The organism is Marinospirillum celere, from assembly GCF_900112235.1.
In the GTDB taxonomy this organism is placed as follows: Bacteria; Pseudomonadota; Gammaproteobacteria; order Pseudomonadales; family Halomonadaceae; genus Marinospirillum; species Marinospirillum celere.
The window spans coordinates 1-3,251 of the sequence record NZ_FOLH01000011.1; the positions used below are offsets into that span (position 1 = coordinate 1).

2 rRNA genes are annotated in these 3,251 nt (G+C 52.4%); both read right to left on the reverse strand.

The features are described 5' to 3' along the window. Window positions 1-4: 4 nt before the first annotated feature. Window positions 5-120 (reverse strand): 5S ribosomal RNA (gene rrf, locus BM185_RS14555). 143 nt (window positions 121-263) lie between these two features. Next, window positions 264-3,156, reverse strand: a 23S ribosomal RNA gene (locus tag BM185_RS14560). Window positions 3,157-3,251: the final 95 nt, after the last annotated feature.

Consider the following 3,251-nt stretch of genomic DNA (forward strand, 5'->3'; position numbering starts at 1 on the left):
AAGTGCCTGACGATGACCTACTTTCACATGGGGAAGCCCCACACTATCATCGGCGCTGAGCGGTTTCACTGCTGAGTTCGGCAAGGGATCAGGTGGTTCCCACTCGCTATTGTCGTCAGGCGTAACTGGTTGGTTGCTGGCGGTGTTACTAAGGCCAACAGCCTAAAAAGGGGCAAGCAATCTCGTTCGCTTCGTCAAAGCATCATCTGTTTCGTATCCGGTTTACGTCGTTTCAGTACCGCTTAAAACCGTTTGGGTGTTATATGGTCAAGCCTCACGGGTCATTAGTACCGGTTAGCTCAATGCATTGCTGCACTTCCACACCCGGCCTATCAACCTTGTCGTCTTCAAGGGCCCTTTAGGAGGATCAAGTCCTCAGGGAGACCTTATCTTGAAGGGGGCTTCCCGCTTAGATGCTTTCAGCGGTTATCCCGTCCGAACATAGCTACCCGGCAGTGCCATTGGCATGACAACCGGAACACCAGAGGTTCGTCCACTCCGGTCCTCTCGTACTAGGAGCAGCTCTTCTCAAGTCTCCAACGTCCACGGCAGATAGGGACCGAACTGTCTCACGACGTTCTAAACCCAGCTCGCGTACCACTTTAAATGGCGAACAGCCATACCCTTGGGACCGAATTCAGCCCCAGGATGTGATGAGCCGACATCGAGGTGCCAAACACCGCCGTCGATGTGAACTCTTGGGCGGTATCAGCCTGTTATCCCCGGAGTACCTTTTATCCGTTGAGCGATGGCCCTTCCATACAGAACCACCGGATCACTAGAACCTACTTTCGTACCTGCTCGACGTGTCTGTCTCGCAGTCAAGCACCCTTATGCTCTTGCACTCATTGGCTGATTTCCGACCAGCCTGAGGGTACCTTTGTGCTCCTCCGTTACTCTTTGGGAGGAGACCGCCCCAGTCAAACTACCCACCACACACGGTCCCTGATCCAGATAATGGATCTAGGTTAGAACCTCAAGATTGCCAGGCTGGTATTTCAAGGTTGGCTCCACTGCAACTAGCGTCACAGTTTCAAAGCCTCCCAGCTATCCTACACAAACAATATCAAAGTCCAGTGTGAAGCTATAGTAAAGGTTCACGGGGTCTTTCCGTCTAGCCGCGGATACACCGCATCTTCACGGCGATTTCAATTTCACTGAGTCTCGGGTGGAGACAGCGCCCCCATCATTACGCCATTCGTGCAGGTCGGAACTTACCCGACAAGGAATTTCGCTACCTTAGGACCGTTATAGTTACGGCCGCCGTTTACCGGGGCTTCGATCAAGAGCTTCGCTTGCGCTAACCCCATCAATTAACCTTCCGGCACCGGGCAGGCGTCACACCCTATACGTCCACTTACGTGTTTGCAGAGTGCTGTGTTTTTAATAAACAGTTGCAGGGGCCTGGTATCTTCGACCGACTTCGGCTCAGTTCGTGTAAACGTCACCTAATGTCGGCGTGCCTTCTCCCGAAGTTACGGCACCATTTTGCCTAGTTCCTTCACCCGAGTTCTCTCAAGCGCCTTGGTCTTCTCGACCTGACCACCTGTGTCGGTTTGGGGTACGGTTTCTTGTGATCTGAAGCTTAGAGACTTTTCTTGGAAGCGTGGCATCAACGAGTTCGAATCTCCGAAGATCATCTTCCTCTCGCATCTCGGCGTTATGCACCCCCGGATTTGCCTAAGGGCACCGCCTACTTGCTTTCACCAGGACAACCAACGCCTGGCTCGCCTAGCCTTCTCCGTCCTCCCATCGCAATCACAACAAGTGCAGGAATATTAACCTGCTTCCCATCGACTACGCGTTTCCGCCTCGCCTTAGGGGCCGACTCACCCTACCCTGATTAGCATGGGATAGGAAACCTTGGTCTTCCGGCGGGGGTGTTTTTCACACCCCTTATCGTTACTCATGTCAGCATTCGCACTTGTGATACCTCCAGCAGACTTCTCAATCCACCTTCGACGGCTTACACAACGCTCCTCTACCGCTCATCATAGATGAGCCCGCAGCTTCGGCACCTGGTTTGAGCCCCGTTACATCTTCCGCGCGGGCCGACTCGACTAGTGAGCTATTACGCTTTCTTTAAAGGATGGCTGCTTCTAAGCCAACCTCCTAGCTGTTTTAGCCTTCCCACATCGTTTCCCACTTAACCAGGATTTTGGGGCCTTAGCTGGCGGTCTGGGTTGTTTCCCTTTTCACGACGGACGTTAGCACCCGCCGTGTGTCTCCCGTGCTTGCACTCACCGGTATTCGGAGTTTGCATGGAGTTGGTAAGTCGGGATGACCCCCTAGTCCAAACAGTGCTCTACCTCCGGTGGTGATACACGAGGCGCTACCTAAATAGCTTTCGAGGAGAACCAGCTATCTCCGGGCTTGATTAGCCTTTCACTCCGACCCACAGGTCATCCGAATCTTTTTCAACAGATTACGGTTCGGTCCTCCAGTTGATGTTACTCAACCTTCAACCTGCCCATGGGTAGATCGCCCGGTTTCGGGTCTATTCCCAGCGACTGCGCGCCCTATTAAGACTCGGTTTCCCTACGGCTCCCCTATACGGTTAACCTCGCCACTGAGAATAAGTCGCTGACCCATTATACAAAAGGTACGCCGTCACAGAACAAGTCTGCTCCGACTGCTTGTACGCACACGGTTTCAGGGTCTATTTCACTCCCCTAACAGGGGTTCTTTTCGCCTTTCCCTCACGGTACTGGTTCACTATCGGTCAGTCAGGAGTATTTAGCCTTGGAGGATGGTCCCCCCATCTTCAAACAGGATTTCTCGTGTCCCGTCCTACTCGTTTTCACCTGTAAAGCATTTTCGTGTACGGGGCTATCACCCTCTATCGCGGCACTTTCCAGAGCCTTCCACTAACACTCTACAGACTTAAGGGCTAATCCCCGTTCGCTCGCCGCTACTAAGGGAATCTCGGTTGATTTCTTTTCCTCGGGGTACTTAGATGTTTCAGTTCTCCCGGTTTGCCTCCTACACCTATGTATTCAGTGCAGGATACCTAGCTTGTGCTAAGTGGGTTTCCCCATTCAGAAATGCCCGGATCAAAGCTTGTTTGCCAGCTCCCCGAGCCTTATCGCAGGCTTCCACGTCTTTCATCGCCTCTGACTGCCAAGGCATCCACCGTGTGCGCTTAGTCACTTGACCATATAACCCCAAAAGGTTTCTACAGACAGTCACCAAAACAACGATTGTTCGCCGGATACGTTTGAGATGATTCGTATCGCTTTGACTTTTTAAAA